Raw genomic sequence first — 22,145 nt, forward strand, 5'->3', positions numbered from 1 at the left:
ATTACAATTCTTTTGATTAACCTAGAGATAATTTTAAAGTTTAAAACCTTCTTTTCTCTTCTTCTATACCTGTATTTCTTATATCATCATCTACTTCTTTTCCCTTTGAGAAATTATAAGAAACGGATACAGAGAATGACCTTGAATTAAATTTATTATAATTGTAATTATATATACCGTTAAAATCATATTCAGTACTAGATCTAAGAGAATTAAATACATCATTAACTCCTGCATGTAAATTAAATGAACGAGATATAGGATAAGATATATTTAGATTTAAAGAATTAATATTCTTATTTTTAGTGTATAGCATTCTGTAAGCCGATGTATAAGAGTAATAAGCGTTTAATTCTATATCTAAAGGTAAATAAAAAGTATTGTTTATACTAAAATCAGCATATAGTGAACTAAACTTTTGAGTTGGTAGCTTGAGCTCTAAGTAAGCACCTGTCAATTTTGTATTGGTTTCCCACCAATCACTGATTTTATAAGGGAAAGAAACAAAGGTATATAGGTCATTTCTATACCCTATATTAGTAGGGCTAGTAATTAAGATTCCATTGGTATTTCGAGGAATTGTCAAAATATTATTTTCTAAATAACGATATCTTAAATCTAATCGTAAATTATTCTTTAAACTATATCCTGTTTGTAAACTGTATATATCTATGGGTTTTAAGTTCTCATTCCCCATATAGGCACTTAAGGGACTACTTTTAATATAAGTGGGATTAAATAGTGAGTAACTCGGTCTTGATACTCGTTGTGAAGCTGAAATATAAAGTTTATTATCCCATACTTTAGTAGAGTAGGAGATATTAGGCAATAGCCTTAAGTTATGATTATTTCCTTCTACAGAGCCATTTGTATAATCATTATAGTTATATTCAGCTCTTAGACCTAAAGATAGTTTAGATTTCTCTTTTATAGGCATAGAGAAAATAGAATAGACAGATAGAATGTACTCCTTTAGAAAAAAATCATTTGAAAAATCTGTATTGGTTATCCATTGTTCATTTTTTAAATCTAAAAAGTGAAAGCCATCCTTATTATCTACTAAAGAAGCTCTGGCTCCTAATGAAAATTCTTTATTATCTTGATACTTCTTCTTCCTTGAAATATTAAAAGCATATATGTCATTATTGGATTTAGAGTTTTGTTGATTTTCTTCTTTTATCAGATTATAATCATTTTGAAAAGAATTCAATTGATAAAAAGGGTTAGTATAATATTTTTTGGCAATATCAATACTTGTATTGAATTTAGAACCTAAACTATCTAAAACATTAGTAAATGATAATGAGAAAGAATGCATTTTATTTATTTGATTAAAATAGGCTTTGGACAGGACTAGAGAGTCAGACTCTATAAGATGTCCAGTAATTTGAGAAGATACTTCACGTTGGTGGTCATGGTCTTGGTCATCTTCAAAGAGATAGAGAAAACTTATACTGCTATTATCGTTGAAATCATAGTCAGCCCCCAATGTAACATAGTCACTTTTTCTATTTAATTTACTATTTTCTGTATTTGTATAATAAAGTTGACTATTACTTCTTATCTGAGATTCATGTCCTTTTGAACTTGTTTTGTGTCTTGAGTGATAGTAATTTCCAAATACCCTAAGTTGTTCTCTTTTATAGAATAAACTTGCATCAGTAGAATAGCCACCTTTGTCATTATATAGAAGACCTTGTCTTATATTGCCGCTCCAGCCCTCTTTTTGGATAGTCGTAATCTTGATGAGGCTTGTTTTATTGCTTTGAACGCTTCCATCTACTCGATCTATAACTTCGATATTCTCGATTGTTTTAGGATTTATTGTTTCTAAAAAAGTGGAGATTCTACTTTTATCTATTTGAATATCTTTTCCATCTAATTGTATCAGAATATTATCATCTCCCAATACTTTAAGACCATTATTCGTTGATATAGTAGGAGCGTAATTTAAAATTGATATCAAATCAGGCTGATTTTGTAATCGTGTGCCTGACACATTAAGAATAACTCCTGTATCAGTTTGTTTAACAGGTTTTCTTTGACTTGTAATAATAAGTTCATCTAACTCTAGAGCTTTTTCAGAAAGAAAGATTACACCTAAAGAAATATCACTAATAATATTGATAGATGATTGATAATCATTATAATAAACAGAGGTTAACTCTAGACTATATAATCCTTCTTGAATATTCTCAATTGTAAATTTGCCATTTTCATCAGAAAGTACACTTTTGATAATTGTATCTTGTTTTTTCAATTTAATAGCACAATTGAAGATAACTTCATTATTGTTATCTTTTAATTGCCCTGTAATGCGATACTGTGCTTTACAGGTAAATGTAAAAAGCAGAAAAAGGATAAATAAACTATACTTCATACAAAAATAATTAATTATCAATAGTGATATGCTGCACAATATCTAAGATAACCTAAGCGCTTATAGACTTTAGATTAGAGATGAATGTTTATATTAAACAAAATATTTTATTAATTTAACAAAAATAAATTATATAATTGTTAATATCAATAACTTGGGCTTCTAGAAATTCTTTTTATAAATAGGAAAGCCCATCCTGATAAGAGTAAGAAATACCTCAAGAATTTCAAGTTATAGTTCAAGGTCAAATCAATTTATTTTAAAAAAATTTCATTTGAAATAGAATAACTTTATATTTGACCCAATTACTAAAAGAACAAACAATGACAAATTTATCACAAGAACAATGGTGGGAAAAAGCGCAAGCTGATTCTAATGCTATTATACTAGACGTACGTACAGAAGAAGAAGTAGAAGAGAAGGCTATCCCAGGTTCTATCAATATAGATATCTATAAAGGACAAGGTTTTTTAGATGAAATAGCTAATCTAGACAAAACTAAAGCTTACTATATCTATTGTAAATCAGGTGGAAGAAGTAGCCAAGCATGTCATGTAATGGAGTCTTTAGGTTTCGAAGAGACACATAACCTTTTAGGAGGGATTACAGAATGGGAAGGTCCTATTAAATAAAGTATATTAAAGCCAATTCATTAGAGTTGGCTTTTTTGCATCTATACGGTTATTTTATCTTATCTCTAATCTATTTATAGATGAATATACTTGCACTATGCTAGGGGTATTCTTGCACATTCCTTGGAGAAAGAGGTGCTCTGGGCAAGGAAACTGCAAGAAAACCGCAAGCAATCCCCTAGAATCAGCAAGCGAGACGTTATATCTATGATGTACAGTATGCCTATAAAAAGATACGCTAACCTAAATTTTAAGGATATCATAAGTATTATGCGATATCATTATTAGAATAGCTTTGTATATTTGTATTCACATAGCGTACATACTGTACGAGCTATGATATATTTCAAATCTTATTATGAAAAAAATCTTTTTTATCGTTAATCCAATTTCTGGAAAAGGAAAGCACAATATTACTGCAGATTATATTAAAACATTCTTTGATGAAAAAGCATTTGATATACACGTACTATATTCTACTTATAAGAGACATGCTATCGAATTAACACAGCAGGCACTATCAGCAGGTGCAGATGTTATCGTAGCTTGTGGAGGGGATGGGACCATTCATGAAGTAGCTACACAAGTAGTGGGTAAGGATGTTGTATTTGGTGTAGTACCTGTAGGTTCAGGTAATGGATTAGCTTCTAATCTATCTATTCCTAAAGATATAGAGCAGGCGATAATACGTGTACGCGATGGAAAAGTAATGAATATGGATGTCGGTAGTATTAATGGAGAATATTTCTTTAGTAATATGGGATTCGGTATAGATGCTACTATTATAGATAACTATGAAAAATCAGGTAAGCGCAAATTAGGTGCTTATATCAAAGCAGCATTAAACTCTGCTCAACAGTATAAAGCGAAGAGAATGCTCGTTACGTATAAAGGGCAAACCAAAGAAGTAAATCCGCTACTATTATTTATCTCTAACTCTAATGAGATGGGATATAATATGTCTCTAACTCCGAAAGCAAGTCTGACAGATGGACTATTAGATTATCTAATGGTGCCAAAAATCAATTTATTAAAACAATTGACTTTTGGACTCTATGTGATCTTAAAGAAAACAGAGAAATTCAGAAAGACAGATTATGTTCAGTCTGATTATATTACAGTAGAGATCATAGGGCAAGAAAGAAATGGTTTTCAGATGGATGGAGAATATTATGAGTACGATACTAATCAGTTTGAGATCCGAGTTATTAAAGGAGGACTAAGAGTATTGTGCTAGTAGTGATTATTATTGATAAAATTAAGAAACTTTAAAGTTCTCTTTTTAGACTAAATTATATAAAAAGTGTAACTTTGTAAGATATATAAAAACAACAAATAAGATAATATATTATGAATTCATTTGACGTAGTTGTAATTGGTTCAGGACCTGGAGGATATGTAGCAGCAATTCGTTGTGCTCAATTAGGATTTAAAACTGCTATAGTAGAGAAATACTCTAACTTAGGAGGAACTTGTCTTAATGTAGGGTGTATTCCTTCTAAGGCATTGTTAGCATCATCTCATCACATGGAAGAGATTGCTCATTTTGCTGATCACGGAATAGAAATCACTGGAGAAGTAAAGTTCGATTTATCAAAAATGATCGAAAGAAAACAAGCAGTAGTTGATCAAACATCTTCAGGTGTTAAATATCTAATGGACAAGAACAAGATTACTGTTTTTGAAGGAGTTGGATCATTTGAGAACGCAACTACTATCAATGTAACTAAAGCAGACGGAAGTGTAGAAACATTCGAAGCTAAACATAGTATTATTGCTACAGGATCTAAACCATCTACTTTACCATTCATTACTTTAGATAAAGAAAGAGTAATTACTTCAACAGAAGCTTTAAAACTTCCTGAAGTACCTAAACACTTAATCGTAATCGGTGGTGGTGTTATCGGTCTTGAATTAGGTCAAGTATACATGAGATTAGGATCTAAAGTATCTGTAGTAGAGTATGCTGATAGAGTATTACCTACAATGGATAGTGCTGTATCTAAAGAATTAACTAAAGTGCTTAAAAAAGCAGGTATGAAGTTCTATACTTCTCACAAAGTACAAGGAGTAGTGCGTGAAGGAGATGTAGTAACAGTAACTGCAGAAGATAAAAAAGGAGAATTAGTAACTCTAGAAGGAGATTACACTTTAGTAGCTGTAGGTCGTCGTCCATATACTGATGGATTAAACGCTGACAAAGCTGGAGTTAAATTAACAGAAAGAGGACAAGTAGAGGTAAATAATCATTTACAAACTTCTGCTTCTAATATCTACGCTATCGGTGACGTAGTACGTGGTGCTATGTTAGCTCATAAAGCTGAAGAAGAAGGAGTAATGGTAGCTGAGTTCTTAGCAGGCCAAAGACCTCATATAGATTATAACTTAATCCCTGGTGTAGTTTACACTTGGCCAGAAGTTGCAGCTGTTGGAAAAACAGAAGAGCAATTAAAAGCTGAAGGAATTGAGTACAAAGCTGGTAGCTTCCCATTCAAAGCTTTAGGACGTGCAAGAGCAAGTGCTGAAACAGATGGATTAGTTAAAATATTAGCTGATAAAAATACTGACGAAGTATTAGGAATACACATGGTAGGAGCTCGTGCTGCAGACTTAATCGCTGAAGCAGTAGTAGCTATGGAGTACAGAGCATCTGCAGAGGATATCTCTAGAATGTCTCACGCTCACCCTACTTTCGCAGAAGCTATTAAAGAAGCTGCGTTAGCTGCAACTGATAACAGAGCATTACACGTATAAGCTGATTATACTGAAATACATAGAAAAGCCTAGATATATTCTAGGCTTTTTTTATTTATAATTACCAGCTTAAGACCATAGAATAATATTTGTTTCTATTGTTAATTTAATTATGTTTGCATTAACTATACGTTAACAATTAAACATGAAAAAATACTTAATTCTTTGTTTTGCTGCATTAGCTTTATCTTGTAGTAAAAGTGATGATAATACTCCTAAAGGAGATCCTATATTTGATGCCCCTTATAGTGGCTTAAAAAGTCTAGACGAATTGCCTGTAGGTACTTTAAAATATGCAGGTAATAAGATAGGAAGTCAACCAGTAGGATTAATAGGAAAAGATAATAAAACCTGTAAACAATCTGATTATCTGCTTCTAGACATGAAAAGAGAAGTATTGACGTATCACTTATTCGAAAAGAAAGTAGGAAATATTTGCGCTTTATTTTGGGATTTCCCAGAAGAGATTATTCTTAGTGAGTTAAAAGAAACAGGAAAATTACCCGTTCAGATTTATACCAAAATAAAAAGGGCTCCTACTAAAGAAGAATTAGAAATAAATCCAGATAAAACTTATTATATTGAAACAAAACTAAAATATAATGGTGAATTAGAAGTTGGTTTTCAAGCAGGATATTTAAGAATAGAAGATAAGCTATCTAATGTTTCTGAAGGGAGTCTAAATAAAGGAAAAAGCTATTTGTATTTCCATATTAAATAATAGTATAAGGGGGATTAAGTTCGTTTAATACCCCTTTATTATTATCTGTAATACTAACATTATATTAGCTTTTAGATTTATTTTTTATTAGTAGATTTGTTACTATAAATACTTGAAATAAATGATCAAATTCAATAAAGAAACTAAAAAGCTCGAAATAACAGATAATCAAAAAGGACGATTAACATCTTCTAGGATTATGTCTTCTGCTATCCTAATCTTAGGAGCGGCTAGGCTCTATACTGCTAACTGGCAACAACCTAAAGAGATGGACTATGTATTCTGTATTATTGTAGCTACCTTCTTATATATTACAGTAAAGAACTTCTTAATACAAACTGCTGTTGACTCTATAGACAAATATGATATTAAGTATGTGAAGATGCCAAAAGCATTAGGTACTAAAGCGGTGATAAAACTGAATAATAGAAAGACTAGAGATGTGTTTGGACTTAAAACTCCTGATGCTAAGAATGCATTCAGAAAGGTCTTAAACGATGCTAAAATAAAAGTGATTAATTAATGGCTGTTGTTAAAAAGCATTATTGTGATTTCTGTAATGAGCTACCTTTAGATTCTGACAATCCTAATAAGTACTATCACGATTATGAATATGGCTTCGAATTAACGGATGACAATGCGCTGTTTGAACGATTTGTTTTAGAAATAAACCAAGCAGGGCTGAGCTGGAATACTATTCTTCAAAAAAGGAAAAGCTTCCAAAAAGCTTATGTAGGGTTTGATATAGACAAGGTGGCTAATTTTACGCAGGTTGATATTGATCGATTATTACAAGATAGCGGGATTATTCGCAATAAACTAAAGGTTAATGCTGCCATCTATAATGCTAATCAAATCATCGTGTTACAAAAAGAATTCGGAAGCTTTAAGAATTGGTTAGACCTACATAAAGAGCATACACTAGAAGAATGGCTAAAGTTGTTTAAAAAACACTTTAAGTTCGTAGGAGGAGAGATCGTAAATGAGTTTTTAATGAGTACAGCTTATTTGCCAGGATCACATCGAGTAGACTGTCCTATCCATAAAAATACAAGATTTTACTTAGACAAGTAAAATAGAGATACAATCACTGGAATGCAGTAGTTTAAAATTTAACTCTCAAAGTAAGTTACTTTGGGGGTTTTTTGGTTAATATTGCATGATCATTTCATTATAAAATAGCCAAATGGAGAATCAATTGGGGTTAAGAACAGTTACTGTTACTAGGTATATTATGCCACTGCGAGAAGGAGGTTCACTTCCTGCACTTGCAGATGCTGATGACGACTTTAAATATGTATTAAAATTTAGAGGAGCTGGTCATGGTATCAAAGCATTAATTGCTGAATTATTAGGTGGTTTAATCGCTAAGAAATTAGGATTGAATGTACCTGAATTAGTCTTTGCTGAGCTAGATGAGGCTTTTGGTAGAACAGAAGCAGATGAAGAAATACAAGATCTACTACAGTTTAGTAAAGGTTTAAATCTAGGTCTTCACTTCTTATCTGGAGCTTTGACTTACGACCCTTCTGCTTTAGAGATAGAAAGTAAATTAGCTTCTCAAATCGTGTGGCTAGATGCTTTTATCACCAATGTAGACCGCACATTTAGAAATACGAATATGCTAATCTGGCATAAAGAGTTGTGGTTAATAGATCATGGCGCTTCTTTTTACTTCCATCATTCCTTTACGAATTGGGAAAAAAGTGCGTTGACTCCTTTCTCATTTATAAAGGATCACGTATTACTACCTGTGGCAAAAGAGCTAGATATAGTGGATAAAGAGTTTAAAGCATTACTTCAAGAAGAAGATCTTAAATGTATTACAGATCAGATACCTACTGATTGGTTAGAATGGGAAGAGAGCGATTTGACTCCTGAAGAGATAAGAAGTGTTTATTTCTCTTTTTTAAAGAACAGATTAGCGAATTCTGATCTATTTGTTAACGAAGCAAAAAAACATCAAGATGCAGGTATATGAGTATGCAATAATAAGGTACACTCCTAAAGTAGAACGAGAAGAGTTTATCAATATTGGGGTATTAGTATTCTGTAAGGCTAAGCGAATGTTGATCTCTTCATTTCATTTAGACAAGAAGAAGATTGAATGCTTCGAAAGCGAGTTAGACTTTGACACTTTAAAAGACCACGTAGATGCTTTTGAGCGCATTGCAAAGGGACAGTGTAAAATATCACCTATAGGAACTTTAGATGCGGCAGAACGCTTTAGATGGCTAACCGCTGTAAAGAGCTCTTGTATACAATCTTCTCGTCCACATCCTGGTATGTCTGAAGATATGGAGGAAGTGTTAACTAGACTTTTTAAAGAATTAGTATTATAAGATGCCACTGTACTACCTTAAAGATAAAATAATAAAGCAAACTACGTTCATCCTTAAAAGATTGCCTTTTTGGGTTAGTTTCATAGCGTTGTTTTTAATGATATACGATTTAGGTTTTAATACACTTAACGATTATCATTACCACTTAAATGTTTTTTACAATATTTGTTTGAGCATCGGGATGCTTGCTATCGTTAGACGTTATTTTAATAAAGATAACCACGAGACTTTAGGAGTGAAGATATTTGACTGTTTTAGTATTGTATTGTTTTTAATCTTGATTATAGCCAGATGGCAGCCTGAGCATACTATAAGGTTCTTTGACAGCAATGCTGTTATTTCGTTTGGTTTATTCCTAATGTTAGTAAGGGAGTTTTCTGTCTTACAGTTAAACTTAAAACAGACTAGAATGAACCCTGCTCAGCTATTTGTTGTCAGTTTTCTATTAATCATTTTTATAGGAGCATTCATGCTTTCTTTCCCTAAAGCTACGAATACACCAGGTAGTATGCGTTATATAGATGCTCTATTTACGGCTACGAGCGCTGTGTGTGTAACGGGTTTATCTACAGTAGATATCGGTGCGCAGTTCACTATATTTGGAAAGACTGTGATGATCTTTTTAATGGAATGTGGAGGACTTGGAATCATGACCTTAGCGAGCTACTTTAGTTTTTTCTTTAGAGGAAAAGCCTCTTATGGAAATCAATTAGTACTTAAGGATATGTCTTATATCGATAAACTAGGAGACGTATTCGCTACGCTGAAACGAATTATTATTATATCTGGTATTATACAGTTTATAGGGATGATCGCGATATTTATCAGTATACGTCATCAGCATTTTGAATCTTTGTTTGACAGAGTGTTTTTCTCTATTTTTCATGCTGTATCAGCCTTCTGTAATGCTGGATTCTCTACTTTACCTGAGAACCTATACACTTTTGAATACCGCTTTAATTACCCATTGCATTTAATTATAGCAGGGTTATTCATTATGGGAGGATTAGGGTTCCCGATTGTATTCAATGTATATAAGTATGTAAAGCACTTGATTATCAATAAGCTTCTTCCTTTTAGCATGAAGGAAGCGAAGATTCATATTCCTCGTGTTATTAATTTAAGTACTCGTATTATCTTAATCACTACAGCTGTATTAATCGTAGGAGGTACTGCAGTAGTCTATATCTCAGAATATAATAATACGCTAGCAGAGCACAGTGGCTTCGGAAAGTTAGTCACAGCATTCTTTACAGCTACTTCACCACGTACTGCGGGTTTTGCGACAGTAGATAATAATCTATTTACTACTTCTACATTCTTAGTCGTGATTCTCTTAATGTGGATCGGGGCATCACCAGTATCAACAGGAGGGGGTATTAAAACAAGTACTTTTGCTATTGCTGTCTTAAATATCTGGGCGTTAATGAAAGGTAGATCTAGAATAGAAGTATACAGAAGAGAGGTGGATCAACTGTCTGTACAACGTGCTTTTGCGATTATATTCTTATCTTTATTTGTGATAGGAATAGCTATTTTTGCGCTCTCGTTTTTTGAGCCCAAGACAGATTTATTAAGATTAGCATATGAGGCATTCTCTGCTTATAGTACATCAGGATTAAGTACAGGGATTACAGCTCAGCTGACAGACCCTAGTAAAGTAACTCTGATTATGCTTATGTTTATTGGACGAGTGAGTATGCTTACCATTCTAATAGCAATAAGCAAAAAAGAAAAATTAACGAATTATAGATATCCAACAGAAGAGATTCTGATTAACTAATATAGGACATGAAATATATTATTATTGGTTTAGGAAATTTTGGTGCATCATTAGCACAAAAACTTACAGAACAAGGAAATGAAGTAATAGGTGTAGACAAAAGTATGGCTAGGGTAGATGCTTATAAGGATATGATATCTCATACTATCTGTCTAGACTCTACTGATCAATATATGATGTCTGGACTACCTCTAGCGAATACAGATATCGTTATCGTAGCAATAGGTGAAGATCAAGGAGCTAATATTATGACTACTGCTGTTCTAAAAAACCTAAATGTAAAAAGGCTTATCAGTAGAGCTATTAGTCCTGTGCATGAGAATGTCTTACAAGCCATAGGAGTAGATGAAATCGTACATCCTGAAGAAGAAACAGCAGAGAGATGGGCGAAGAAATTATGTATAAAAGGGGTAGTAGATTCTTATGAGATTAACGGACGATACAGTATCGTAGAAATCACTGTGTCTGACCGTTTTGCAGGTAGAACATTAGGAGAGATCGGTTTTAGAACTAATTATAACTTAGTCGTTCTTACAACACTGAAGATAAAAGAAGAAAAGAGCTTTATCGGGATGCATAAGAAAATACACGAAGTACAAGGTATTGCCTCTTATGAAACAGTATTGAATAAAGGGGATATCATGGTTATCTATGGTGATAACAGAGATATTAAAAAAATATTAGCAGAATAATCTAAAACTATAAAGAAATGGGAGAGCAAGTTTTAAACGATCTGTTTTGGTTAAAAGATAGAGCAGAGGAGATGCCTGTACTATTTGTGGGGCATGGCTCTCCTATGAATGCTATAAAGGACAATGAGTTCTCTCAATATTGGAAGAACTTAGGGAGACAACTGCCTAAGCCAGAAGCCATCTTAGTAGTCTCTGCCCATTGGTTAACAAAGGGAACACTAGTTACTGCGAACTCTACCTTAGAAACAATTCACGATTTTAGAGGTTTTCCAAAAGTGTTATTTGATGTTGAATACAATGTAAAAGGAAATCCTATTCTGGCAAATGAGATAACTCTTCTAAGCGAACATCAAGATATACACGAAGATTTAACTTGGGGATTAGATCATGGGGCATGGTCTATACTGTGTCATTTATTTCCTGAGGCAAATATTCCTGTATTGCAATTAAGCATAGATTATTACAAAGGTCCTGAATATCATCTAGAAATAGGAAAACAATTAAAAGCCCTTAGAAAAAAAGGAGTATTAATAATAGGTAGTGGAAATATCGTACACAATCTATCTGCTCTAGACTGGCATAATATGAATAAAGACAATTATGCATTTGATTGGGCAATAGAGAGTAATGAATTAGTAAAACAGGCAATCCTCGATAGATCTTTTACAGACCTATTAGATTATAAAAATAAAGGTGTAAGTATGCAATATGCAGTACCTACACCTGATCATTATTATCCGTTATTATATATTCTAGGTCTGACAAATAGTAGTGATAACATCCACATCTTTAATGATAAATATGTAGGTGGATCCTTAAGTATGACTTCTTACTTGTTTGGGTAAGTTTAGTATAAGTACATTTCCATTTCTACTTGTTCTAGATAAGGTTCTCCACCTATAGATTTAAAGAAAGAATGAATACCAAAGTTTTGACCATCTATATTCGTGATATAGAAGTTTCTATCATTGCCAATTAATTCTTTGATAAGATATGACGCGATTCCTTTACGTCTATATCCTTCTTTTACCCAAATTTGAAGGATTTTATTACTGCGTTGGTCATATATTAAATATCCTAATGTGGTAGTGCCATTAAGTGTTGCTTTGCGCATCGTGAGGCTAGTCTCAAAGTTATTCACACAGAACTCATTATTCTCCCATGTAGGGATAATATCTTTTTCTGCAAAATAGATAAGGTACTCATAATATGGCAAATTATTAATTTGCAAACCTTCTATTTCTTCAAACTTAGCACTTTTTACATTCGTTACCCCTTTAACTGAATTAACCACTCTCCACTTCTTAAAGCCTATTTTACGATAGGACTTACAAGCAGTTTCGTTAGAACTGATTACTTCTAAGTTAATTTTACGCATATTAAAACTCTTAAATAAAGGGATAGCATAATCATACATCTTAGTAGTAAGATTATTACCTCTAAAAGAAGGCAATACTCCTGTACCAGCATTATATAGATAGTCATTATTCTTACCGTGAAGAATAAATCCTACTAATTCTTTATTACAAAAAGCCCCTACAGAAATTGTTAAATCGATTCCCTCAGCTTTAATTTTGTCTTTTAATTGTTCCAATGTTAATCTCATAGGGACAGTATAATCTGAAAAAGACTTGTTAAAAACAGATAAAAGCTCCTCTAAGTTTATATTCTTTAAAAAACGATATTGAAAACTATAAGTCATACACTTCCTTAATCAATTTATTTATAATATTTGATGATGAGTCTCTTCTGGCATAATGGGAATTAGTTCCGCACCAAAGAGAATTAAAATTATGAAATTTTTTTTGTTTTGCAAAACTTCTTAATTTTTGTGTTAAAATATTTTGAATAGGATACAAAGGTATGTTTTTATTATTAAAATCTATCATTTTCACAAATTTATTAAGAATACCTCTAGCAAATTTACCAGAAAAAGACTTGGTCAAAACAGTTTCAACTGCCTCTCCTTTGTGTAAAAGATCTTTTTGATAATCCATAGCAGTGCTTTCATCCGCTGTAATAAATAAAGAACCGTAACATACCATAGCGGCACCTTTATCTAGATAATCACGGCCTATAGTACCATTGTATAAGCCGCCTGCCACAAACAAAGGTTTCTGTACGATAGGTAATACGCTATTAAACAATTCTTCTAATGGGAGGTTATCTTCTAAAGAATCTTTCAGAAAAGTACCTCTATGACCTCCTGCTTCGATACCTTGAAGAATAATAGCATCGATACCCTTGTTATCTAAATAAATAGCTTCTTCTACTGTAGTGGCTGTACCTATTAAATATATATCTAGGTCGTGTAGTTCTTTTATCTCTTGATCTGTAAAACAGCCAAAAGTAAAAGCAAGATAGGGAAGGCCTAGTTCTTTTACTACTTCTAGATTACCTTGATACGTCTCTTGATCAAAGTCGGTAATTGTAGTATGAGAATATCCTATTTCCTTGCCTATCTCACTTAATGTATGTTGCATATCATCAATCTCTCTTTGATCAATATCAACTATAGGATTAAGAAACATATTAACGATAAAAGGCTTGTCTGTTAAAGACTGCGTTTTTTTGATTAACTCTCTGCTTAAGCCAGGAGGGAAGCCACCTAATGGAAGTGTACCTATACAACCTGAGTTACTTACTGCTGCTACCATCTCTGGCGTAGCTACTCCTAACATAGGAGCTTGGCAAATAGCATAATCTGTACCGAAAATAATGTTCGCTTTTTTCATAATCTATATTTTTAGAGTTCCATATCTCCTACGGGGTAATCTCCAAAATGATGAGATAAATGAATAGTCTTATAGGTCAATGTAGAATATTTATTAGAGAACAAGATGATACATACATTATCTTTAGCTAGTCTTATATATGAAGAAGTATTTCCTCTCCACCAGCCATTGTGATACGTATACATATCGCCATTGTCCATCTCTAATAATCTTATTCCTAACCCATAATTTCTATTTCCTTTTTTCTCAAAGCTATATCCTTTAAACATTTCTTGTTTAAGATCAGCACTTAGGAAATTATCAGAATATAAAGCAGTATCAAACTTCAGAAAATCTCTAGGAGTGGTATAGATGTTTTTATCTCCATAAGTTCCATCCATATAGTCCCATCTCATTAGTTTTTTCCCTCCAGAGAAAGATTGTGTTACTTCATTTTTTCTCGTTAGATCATCAAATACAAAACTGTGGTTCATCTCTAACGGATCAAAGATTAACTCTCTTACAGCTTCTCTAAATGTCTTCTGAGTGATTCTCTCTACAATAGACGCTAATAATACATAGTTAGTATTACTATACGTAAATCGAGTATTAGGAGTGAAGTCTAGTGATACTCTCTTTTTATTAATTACTTTTATTACATCTTCATTTGTAACAGTGGTTTTATTATCCCAGATATTCTTATAATATCCATAATACCCCAAACCACTTCTGTGACTTAACAAGGTTCTTACCGTTATCTCAGGATAAGGAAATCCTTCTATAATCTCAGATACGCTCTGGTTAAGGTCTAATCTACCACTGTCTACTAATCTTAGAATAGTAACGGCTGTGATAACCTTACCAACAGAAGCAACATGCATAGAGGTCTCGCTTCCTATAGAGTCGTTACCACTTCTATCTGATACTCCAGAATAGTTCTCATAAATAACCTGACCATTCTTAGCCACTAGGAAACTACCTGTATATCCGTTTTTATTAATATTATCGTTATAAAAATTCTCTATAATATGAGCCTTCTCTAAAATATAATCTGTAGTAACTTCTGGAAACTCCACTTTATAAGGGTTATCCACACGTACATTATGTTCTTTTATGATAGGAATATTTGTAGCTAATTCTTTATTCTCTTGGCATGCATATAGAGATAATGCCGCCATTATTGTTATTGCAAAATATCTTTTATTAATCATTCGTTCTTCTAAGTAAAAGACCAGTTAGAGTGATTTTATAACTGGTCTTATTTTAATATCTTATAACTACTGTATTCTCAATTGTTCTTTCGTTTTTTTAAGTAATCCATCTTTGTGTAAAAGCACTGAAATAGACTTTAATTTCATGTATGGAATACTCATGTAAATATAACCATCATTTCCTACACGATCACTATTTGGCCCCCATGAATTTTTTACTTTATAGTAAATATTTCCTTTTTGATCCTTTACTTTACCTACGATGTGCATGAGGTGATCATCTTGGGTATTAAAGTTATAAAACTCTTGTAATCTGTAATCAGCAGTAATGTCTTTCTCTTTAATAATCTCCGTTAAACCTTTTTCTGTATCAGCATTGTCATTGGGAATAAAAGCAATTCCATATTTACCAGAAAAAGTCTTCTCAGATACATCACAATCTAAAGAAAGTGTATAACCATTATCTAAAGCGTAATCAATATTAGCAATATACTCATCTAGTGGAAGATTATACATACTACCATTAGAGAAATTATCTGGAATATTAAGAATAAACGAAGAATAATTCTTTTTATTTTGGAAAGAAGAAATTGTTACATAATCATCAGGATTAAGGGTAGTCATTTTCAAGAAACTCTCAGGAGTATATTTTTTGCCTTGATAAGTAAACTCTTTAATATTACTTCCCATATACATATCTAATACGTGCTCAGTTAGTTCTTTCCAATTACTAGAAATAGGAGCGTCACTCTTAGCAAAAGCATCTATTAGACTCTTTAATACCTTAAACAGTTCTTTATGATCATAGGTTTCTTGTCCTACTAGCCCAGAATACGCTTCTACAGGAACTAATCCATAATCTCTCATACTGTTAATCACATCGTGAGCTAAACCACCTTCACCGAATTGAGTTTTACCTTGTCTTAGAATGTAGTTTTCTATTTTTTTAGGGTATGTATTTCTAACGTTATACATCTCAGAAAGATCAATGTGTTTGTTCGTTTTTCTAATTATTTCAGATTCTAAGAATGAAGAAGTACTAAAGCTCCAGCAAGTTCCTGTTTTTCCTTGACTGATAACAGGTGTACCTTGAATATCTACAATGTTTTGAAAATCATACTTTTGGGCATGTACTCCTAATCCTAAAAATAGGACAGATAGGGATAATAGTGTTTTTTTCATGGATTATAATGTTTTGGAATGGCAATATAATGCAAAAAATAGGTTATTTTTACCCTAAATTAAAAAACATTATGAGTAAGATTCAATGGGAAACAGCTATCGAGTTTGAGGATATTACATACAAAAAGTGTGATGGAGTAGCTCGTATTGCTTTTAATAGACCGGAGGTTCGCAATGCTTTTAGACCAAAAACAACTAGTGAACTATATCGTGCATTCTATGATGCACAAGAAGATACATCTATCGGAGTAGTATTATTATCTGCAGAAGGGCCATCACCTAAAGATGGAGTTTATTCGTTCTGTAGTGGAGGAGATCAAAAGGCTAGAGGGCATCAAGGATATGTAGGAGATGATGGTATGCATCGTCTAAATATCTTAGAAGTACAACGTCTTATCAGATTTATGCCTAAGGTAGTAATCGCTGTAGTTCCAGGATGGGCTGTAGGAGGAGGGCATAGCTTACATGTAGTATGTGATATGACTCTAGCGAGTAAAGAACACGCTATCTTTAAACAAACTGATGCTGATGTAACAAGTTTTGATGGTGGATATGGTTCTGCATATTTAGCTAAAATGGTGGGTCAGAAAAAAGCAAGAGAGATCTTCTTCTTAGGTAGAAACTATTCTGCTCAAGAAGCTTTCGAAATGGGAATGGTAAATGCTGTCATTCCTCATGCAGAATTAGAAGATACTGCTTATGAATGGGCACAAGAGGTATTGGCTAAATCACCTACTTCTATCAAGATGCTTAAGTTCGCGATGAACTTAACAGACGATGGAATGGTAGGTCAACAGGTATTCGCAGGTGAGGCAACTCGTCTAGCTTATATGACTGATGAAGCTATAGAAGGAAGAAATGCATTCTTAGAAAAGAGAAAGCCTAACTTCCCTAAAAAATGGATTCCATAGTAGTTTATATCTAATAAACTCTAGAGATATAGAAGCCATCCAAATATTGGATGGCTTTTTTATACCATATAACTTAAGAGAAACGTATACTAAAATTTAAACAAGGATGAAGTCTAGATGGAATATTTTAGCATTTTTTTCCTAAAAAGTCCAAAAACTTCCACTTTTTTCCTAAAAAGGACATTTTAAAAAATACAACTAATTGATTTTTAGTAATATAATGTATTTCAATATCCTCTTTGTTCGGAAGGTATTCGGTAAAGTTCAGTGTTTGTTCGGAACAGAGGCCTTTTTTCCGAAGAACATCCAAAGAGTGCCCAATGACTCTCCGAAGAAACTGTTCTACACATATCATTAAATAGATGTCTATAAGTATTAATTTACTTATCAAAAACCTATTTCTTTTTTCTAAAGAACCTCATTCTTATTAAAAAAAAGAAGTGTTTATCAGCTAATTCTACTCTCTTATCTTATTCAAATCCTCTATATTAGCAATCCTATAAACTAGATTCAAGGCTTCATATTTACTTAAATTATTACTTTACATAATATGTAATATGTGCTGAAAATAAATAAGTTACAAATACTAATAAATACTTATAACTTATTGTTATAGGGTCAAATATAAGAATTTAAAAGAAAATAAATAGGGTAGAACACTACTCTAAAAAGTTTTTAAATAACTTCTGACTTTATACCCTTAATTCTTGAATAACTTTTTAACTTTACTACAAACCAGGAGACAGTAGAAAATGGCAAAATTAATATTAAGAAGAAAAAAAGCATTTGTAGAGCGATTTAGAAATTATACTATTTTCTTAGATGGAGAGAAAATAGGGTCTATAGCTAATGGAACAGAAATGACTTTTGATATCTCAGAAGGAAAACATATTCTTAGTACCAAAATAGACTGGAATACATCTAATGCTATTATTTTTGAAATAGCAGAAGATCAAACTTTGACTTTCTCTGTAAAAGGAGCTAATCCACTTTATGCTTTATATTATACCTTCGCCAAACCACATAAATATCTCAAGCTAAAACTTATTGGTTAAGCTATCGTATAAATATTAGTAGATAGACTCATAGAAACGTTATCGTATCTCATAAATTCTATTTAATTTTGGCTTCTAATACCTTTCTAAATGCAATAAGCTTTTAGTATTACTTAAATATATAGATGATAAAAATTAAAGCATGGGTAGGTGCTGCAAGATTGCGTACTTTACCTCTCTCTGTTTCTGGAATAATCGTTGGTAGTGCATGTGCATATCCTTATTTTTCTACAAATACTTCTTTTCTAAGTATCTTTTCTTTTGCAATATTGACTACTTTGTTACTTCAGATTCTTTCAAATTTTGCAAATGATTATGGAGATGGAGTAAAAGGGACAGATAATGAAACTCGTATAGGTCCACAGAGAGCTTTACAGAGTGGTTTAATTACTCCTAAGGAAATGAAGCAAGGAGTAATCATTACTTCGTTATTATCGCTCATTTCTGCTTTGGTTCTAATTTATATTTCCTTTGGTAAGGATAATTTTTTCACTTCTATATTCTTCTTTGTTTTAGGAGTAGCCTGTGTAGCAGCAGCTATTAAATATACAGTAGGATCAGGAGCATACGGATATAAAGGATTAGGAGATTTATTTGTGTTTATCTTCTTTGGTTTAGTGAGTGTGTTGGGATCTTTCTATCTATACGGCCAAGTATTTGATTATTGGGTAATCTTACCAGCTATAGCAGTAGGAAATCTAAGTATCGCGGTATTAAATATTAATAATATGCGAGATTTAGAGTCTGACAAATTAGTTGGTAAAAACACATTAGCTGTAAAACTTGGTAGAGAAGGCGCTAAACAGTATCATTATTTTATTGTTCTATTTGCTTTAATAGCTTTCATCGTTTATGGAATACATGCTAATTTTTCAATAGTAAAATATTTCTTTGTAATCGCTTATATTCCTTTATTAAAACACTTGATTTTTGTAAAGAAAAACAGAGAACCTAGAGAATTAGATTCACAAATGAAAATAGTAGCATTAAGTACTTTTTTACTTTCTGTATTATTTTCAATAGCTTTAATACTTTAAAAATTAGAATTATGGAAATTACGTATTATGGACATGCCTGTTTAGGTATTAAAATAGAAGATATTAATATCATAGTGGATCCTTTTATATCAGGAAACCCACTACCTGCCGCTAAAGGAATAGATGTAGATGCTATAAAAGTAGACTATATTCTTATCACTCATGCTCATGGAGATCATATAGCTGATGTAGAGCGTATAGCTAAGAATAATCCAGAGGCAGTTATAGTATCTAATGCAGAAATAGCAGGACATTATGAAGCAAAAGGTTTTCAGGCTCACCCTATGAACCATGGTGGGTCATGGATGTTTGACTTTGGAAAATTAAAATATACTCCAGCTATCCACTCAAGTTCTTTTCCTGATGGAAGTTATGGAGGACAACCTGGTGGGTTCGTAATAGAAAGTAAAAATAAGAATATCTATATAGCTGGTGATACATCTCTTACTATGGATATGAAGTTAATACCTATGTTTACGAATCTAGACTTGGCTATTTTGCCAATAGGAAGTAACTTCACTATGGATATAGATGAGGCTGTTATCGCTTCAGACTTTGTTAAATGTGATAAAGTCTTAGGATATCACTTTGATACATTTGGTTATATAGAGATAGATCATGAAGAAGCTAAACGTAAGTTCTTTGAGAAAGGAAAAGACCTAATGCTTTTAAATATTGGAGAAAGCTTGACTTTATAGTTATGATTGCTAGATATAAAAGACATAATTTAATATTCAAGAGACCTTCTGGTACCTCTAGAGGAATTCTTACAGAGAAAGAAACTTGGTATATTATATTAGAAGATAATAATAAGATAGGAATAGGAGAGTGCGGTATACTGCGCTCTCTTAGTTTTGATGATAGACCTGATTATGAAGAAAAGCTACAGTGGACAGTAAAAAACATTCACTTAGGTAAGGAGAAACTTTGGGAAGAACTAAGAGACTGGCCGTCTATACAGTTTGGTGTAGAACAAGCTTTTCTTTCTTTAGAAAGTAAGAATCCTTTTATCTTATTTCCTTCTGATTTTACAGAGCATAAAGATGCTATAGCCATTAATGGTTTAGTATGGATGGGAGAGGAGGCCTTCATGAAAGAACAGATAGATGAAAAACTAAAAGAAGGCTTTAATTGTGTTAAGTTAAAGATTGGCGCTATTGATTTTGATAAAGAGCTTGGTTTACTTCAGTATATAAGAAAACATTTCTCTGCAGAACAAATAGAGTTAAGAGTAGATGCTAATGGAGGCTTTCATCCTGAAGAGGCTCTATTTAAACTAGAACAGTTAAGTACATTAAATCTTCACAGTATAGAGCAACCTATAAAACAACATCAACAATATCAAATGGCTGAATTATGTAAAATAACACCTTTGCCAATTGCTTTAGATGAAGAATTAATAGGTGTTACTAACTATACTGATAAGGCAGCTCTTTTAGATAAAATTATACCTCAATATATTATCTTAAAGCCAAGTCTAGTAGGAGGATTTAAAGGCAGTCTTGAATGGATAAAATTAGCTAAAGAAAGAAATATTGGTTGGTGGATAACTTCTGCATTGGAAAGTAATATCGGTCTTAATGCTATAGCTCAATGGACTTATACACTTGAGTCAAATATGCCTCAAGGACTAGGAACAGGATCACTTTATATAAATAATATAAACGCTCCACTAGTAGTTAAAAATGGGGCATTATGGTATGATGATCAAATTCAATGGGATCATTCAATCTTAGATAATTAAAAAACAAAAAAATAGCAACAAATATATTTGTTGCTATTTTTTTGTTCATTTTTAAGCTATTATGATTTTCTATATTCATCAGGTGATACTCCTACATATTTTTTGAAAAATCTTGAGAAATAGGAATTGTCTTTAAAACTTAGTTTATATGCTATTTCTCCAGCAGATAGGTTAGTATTAACTAATAGTCTTTTACTTTCTAATAAAATACGACTTCTTATAATTTCGCCTGCAGACTGCCCTTTAATCTTTTGACATATCGCATTTAGATAGTTAGGAGTAACGTATAATAGCTTAGCATATTCTTTAGGGAACCTGAGTTCATAGAAGTTTTTCTCAACTAAGTGTTCAAATTGTTTTATAAGGTTAGTAGGCTGTAACTGTGTATATGAAAAATTGTATTCTTCGTTTACTTGCTTCTTTATTAGAAGCAATAATTCAAGGATGTATATGCGAATTAGATTAAGATCTATACTTTCTTTTATTTGAAATTCAAAAGTTATTTTGTCAAATATGTTAACTATAGTTGAGTATTGTTTTAAGATATTAAGCTTAGTATGCTCAGAGTTATACTCAAAAAAAGGTAATAACTGAATAAAGTCTTTATTTAATAGAAAGGATGAAAAGAAGTCTGCTGTAAAATTAATAATAAACCCTTGAGTTGTTTCATTAAAATCCCATCTGTGAACTTGCCCTGGAGCCAAAAAGAAAATATCACCTTTAGTTACAGAATAAGTTCGATTATCTATATGATGAATTCCTGTACCATTGGTTATAAGTAGTATTTGATAAAAAGCATGTTGGTGTGCAATTGAAACAACATTATTCCTCATTTGAATAATTCGATGCAAGTCAAAAATCACACAATCTTTTAAAACATTATTTTGGTCTAATAGATCACAACTATTATATCTAGGTATCTTTTTCATATTACTTATAAAAGTTATCAAAACTTAAAATATTAAATATACTATAATATTTTGTACA

General features: G+C 32.1%; 22 protein-coding genes. 16 read left to right on the top strand and 6 right to left on the bottom strand.

Translation table 11 applies throughout. The features are described 5' to 3' along the window. Positions 1 to 40: 40 nt before the first annotated feature. Entirely contained in the window at positions 41 to 2,380 is a 2,340-nt protein-coding gene (locus E0Z07_RS13685) for an outer membrane beta-barrel family protein (RefSeq protein WP_131540850.1), read from the bottom strand. 323 nt (positions 2,381 to 2,703) lie between these two features. Between E0Z07_RS13685 and E0Z07_RS13690 the strand changes: the two genes are divergently transcribed. The 11 genes from E0Z07_RS13690 to ygiD all read left to right on the top strand — a co-directional run bounded on the left by E0Z07_RS13690 (position 2,704) and on the right by ygiD (position 12,149). Continuing rightward, positions 2,704 to 3,012, top strand: a complete 309-nt coding sequence (locus E0Z07_RS13690) for a rhodanese-like domain-containing protein (protein ID WP_006261228.1) — start codon at positions 2,704 to 2,706, stop codon at positions 3,010 to 3,012. Positions 3,013 to 3,370: 358 nt separating this feature from the next. Next, complete coding sequence (locus E0Z07_RS13695) at positions 3,371 to 4,249, top strand: diacylglycerol/lipid kinase family protein (RefSeq protein ID WP_059051354.1); 879 nt, start codon at positions 3,371 to 3,373, stop codon at positions 4,247 to 4,249. A gap of 113 nt (positions 4,250 to 4,362) precedes the next feature. After that, a complete protein-coding gene (gene lpdA / locus E0Z07_RS13700) occupies positions 4,363 to 5,766 on the top strand; it encodes a dihydrolipoyl dehydrogenase (protein ID WP_131540851.1) in 1,404 nt (467 codons plus the stop codon). 145 nt (positions 5,767 to 5,911) lie between these two features. After that, on the top strand, positions 5,912 to 6,487 hold the full coding sequence (locus E0Z07_RS13705; protein WP_006258838.1) for a hypothetical protein: 576 nt from the start codon (positions 5,912 to 5,914) through the stop codon (positions 6,485 to 6,487). Between the two features lie 121 nt (positions 6,488 to 6,608). Beyond that, positions 6,609 to 7,010, top strand: a complete 402-nt coding sequence (locus tag E0Z07_RS13710; RefSeq protein ID WP_006265320.1) for a hypothetical protein — start codon at positions 6,609 to 6,611, stop codon at positions 7,008 to 7,010. After that, on the top strand, positions 7,010 to 7,561 hold the full coding sequence (locus E0Z07_RS13715; protein ID WP_006265322.1) for a DNA-3-methyladenine glycosylase I: 552 nt from the start codon (positions 7,010 to 7,012) through the stop codon (positions 7,559 to 7,561). Before E0Z07_RS13710 ends, E0Z07_RS13715 begins: the two co-directional genes overlap by 1 nt. A gap of 112 nt (positions 7,562 to 7,673) precedes the next feature. After that, the gene (locus tag E0Z07_RS13720; protein ID WP_006265323.1) at positions 7,674 to 8,468 is read left to right on the top strand and encodes a HipA family kinase; all 795 of its coding nucleotides are present in this window, start codon (positions 7,674 to 7,676) and stop codon (positions 8,466 to 8,468) included. Then, the gene (locus tag E0Z07_RS13725) at positions 8,455 to 8,829 is read left to right on the top strand and encodes a DUF3037 domain-containing protein (protein ID WP_006258834.1); all 375 of its coding nucleotides are present in this window, start codon (positions 8,455 to 8,457) and stop codon (positions 8,827 to 8,829) included. The genes E0Z07_RS13720 and E0Z07_RS13725 overlap by 14 nt, the downstream gene beginning before the upstream one ends. A gap of 1 nt (position 8,830) precedes the next feature. Next, positions 8,831 to 10,612: a TrkH family potassium uptake protein gene (locus E0Z07_RS13730; protein ID WP_006261233.1), complete on the top strand. Its 1,782-nt coding sequence runs from the start codon at positions 8,831 to 8,833 to the stop codon at positions 10,610 to 10,612. Positions 10,613 to 10,620: 8 nt separating this feature from the next. Further along, positions 10,621 to 11,304 carry a potassium channel family protein gene (locus E0Z07_RS13735; protein WP_006261234.1) on the top strand — a complete coding sequence of 228 codons (684 nt, stop codon included), beginning with the start codon at positions 10,621 to 10,623 and terminating at the stop codon, positions 11,302 to 11,304. A 17-nt stretch (positions 11,305 to 11,321) separates the two neighbouring features. Continuing rightward, complete coding sequence (ygiD, locus tag E0Z07_RS13740; RefSeq protein WP_039329579.1) at positions 11,322 to 12,149, top strand: 4,5-DOPA-extradiol-dioxygenase; 828 nt, start codon at positions 11,322 to 11,324, stop codon at positions 12,147 to 12,149. Between the two features lie 2 nt (positions 12,150 to 12,151). Here the strand turns inward: ygiD and E0Z07_RS13745 are convergent, their stop codons facing one another. The 4 genes from E0Z07_RS13745 to E0Z07_RS13760 all read right to left on the bottom strand — a co-directional run bounded on the left by E0Z07_RS13745 (position 12,152) and on the right by E0Z07_RS13760 (position 16,411). Further along, a complete protein-coding gene (locus tag E0Z07_RS13745) occupies positions 12,152 to 12,910 on the bottom strand; it encodes a GNAT family N-acetyltransferase (RefSeq protein WP_225581960.1) in 759 nt (252 codons plus the stop codon). An 85-nt stretch (positions 12,911 to 12,995) separates the two neighbouring features. Then, positions 12,996 to 14,039: an NAD(P)H-dependent flavin oxidoreductase gene (locus E0Z07_RS13750; RefSeq protein WP_006265325.1), complete on the bottom strand. Its 1,044-nt coding sequence runs from the start codon at positions 14,037 to 14,039 to the stop codon at positions 12,996 to 12,998. A gap of 11 nt (positions 14,040 to 14,050) precedes the next feature. After that, the gene (locus E0Z07_RS13755) at positions 14,051 to 15,196 is read right to left on the bottom strand and encodes a serine hydrolase domain-containing protein (RefSeq protein WP_006258828.1); all 1,146 of its coding nucleotides are present in this window, start codon (positions 15,194 to 15,196) and stop codon (positions 14,051 to 14,053) included. A gap of 99 nt (positions 15,197 to 15,295) precedes the next feature. After that, on the bottom strand, positions 15,296 to 16,411 hold the full coding sequence (locus E0Z07_RS13760; RefSeq protein WP_039329583.1) for a C1 family peptidase: 1,116 nt from the start codon (positions 16,409 to 16,411) through the stop codon (positions 15,296 to 15,298). 71 nt (positions 16,412 to 16,482) lie between these two features. Here E0Z07_RS13760 and E0Z07_RS13765 point away from each other — a divergent pair, with 71 nt between their 5' ends. From E0Z07_RS13765 to E0Z07_RS13785, 5 genes are all read left to right on the top strand, one after another. After that, the gene (locus tag E0Z07_RS13765; RefSeq protein WP_006258825.1) at positions 16,483 to 17,322 is read left to right on the top strand and encodes a 1,4-dihydroxy-2-naphthoyl-CoA synthase; all 840 of its coding nucleotides are present in this window, start codon (positions 16,483 to 16,485) and stop codon (positions 17,320 to 17,322) included. Positions 17,323 to 18,074: 752 nt separating this feature from the next. After that, the gene (locus E0Z07_RS13770) at positions 18,075 to 18,377 is read left to right on the top strand and encodes a hypothetical protein (RefSeq protein ID WP_006258824.1); all 303 of its coding nucleotides are present in this window, start codon (positions 18,075 to 18,077) and stop codon (positions 18,375 to 18,377) included. Between the two features lie 125 nt (positions 18,378 to 18,502). Beyond that, entirely contained in the window at positions 18,503 to 19,414 is a 912-nt protein-coding gene (menA, locus tag E0Z07_RS13775) for a 1,4-dihydroxy-2-naphthoate octaprenyltransferase (RefSeq protein ID WP_039329588.1), read from the top strand. Positions 19,415 to 19,425: 11 nt separating this feature from the next. Next, positions 19,426 to 20,112, top strand: coding sequence for a metal-dependent hydrolase (locus E0Z07_RS13780; RefSeq protein WP_006263612.1), 687 nt, complete (start codon positions 19,426 to 19,428; stop codon positions 20,110 to 20,112). 2 nt (positions 20,113 to 20,114) lie between these two features. Then, a complete protein-coding gene (locus E0Z07_RS13785) occupies positions 20,115 to 21,158 on the top strand; it encodes an o-succinylbenzoate synthase (protein WP_039329591.1) in 1,044 nt (347 codons plus the stop codon). Positions 21,159 to 21,217: 59 nt separating this feature from the next. Here E0Z07_RS13785 and E0Z07_RS13790 read toward each other — a convergent pair whose 3' ends face one another. After that, on the bottom strand, positions 21,218 to 22,087 hold the full coding sequence (locus tag E0Z07_RS13790; protein WP_006263614.1) for a helix-turn-helix domain-containing protein: 870 nt from the start codon (positions 22,085 to 22,087) through the stop codon (positions 21,218 to 21,220). Positions 22,088 to 22,145: the final 58 nt, after the last annotated feature.

The organism is Myroides odoratimimus, assembly GCF_004337635.1.
In the GTDB taxonomy this organism is placed as follows: domain Bacteria; phylum Bacteroidota; class Bacteroidia; order Flavobacteriales; family Flavobacteriaceae; genus Flavobacterium; species Flavobacterium odoratimimum.